Here is a 405-nt window from a genome sequence, read left to right as displayed (position 1 = left end):
TTTCCATTCTGTCAGTGAACTTCTTCGAGAGAATGTACGTGTGGTAAGCTCCTCTGCTGATGAAGCCAAGAGCCTCAAGCCTCTTGATGACGCGGAAGTAAAGATAATGCTTTTCGGGTGGGAAGAGGTCCTTGTACTCGTCCCAACCCATGCGCCCGTTCTTCTTGATGTACTCGACAATCTCCTCGGCCATCTTCCTGGCTTCCTCGCTCTCGAACACAACCTCGAAGACATCGCGAGGTTGGACTAACACGGGCATTTTGATGGTCACCACGTCCGGAAGGCGTCTTTTCCTCGGCATAATACCACCACCTTAGTTATTAACTGCGACGGGCTTAAAATTATCAGTCGGGTTGCGGTTAGCGAGTTGGGGGTGAATACTGCACGATGGTGCAAGTATTCCAT

At 50.4% G+C, this 405-nt stretch carries 1 protein-coding gene; it reads right to left on the bottom strand.

The window, feature by feature from the left end:
• A partial coding sequence (locus E3E33_RS10740; protein WP_167731700.1) for a hypothetical protein occupies window positions 1-301 on the bottom strand: 301 nt, incomplete at its 3' end.
• Between the last annotated feature and the right edge of the window lie 104 nt (window positions 302-405).

The organism is Thermococcus sp. GR5 (assembly GCF_012027535.1).
GTDB classification, from domain to species: Archaea; Methanobacteriota_B; Thermococci; order Thermococcales; family Thermococcaceae; genus Thermococcus; species Thermococcus onnurineus.
This window is presented reverse-complemented; position numbering and strand designations above follow the sequence as displayed.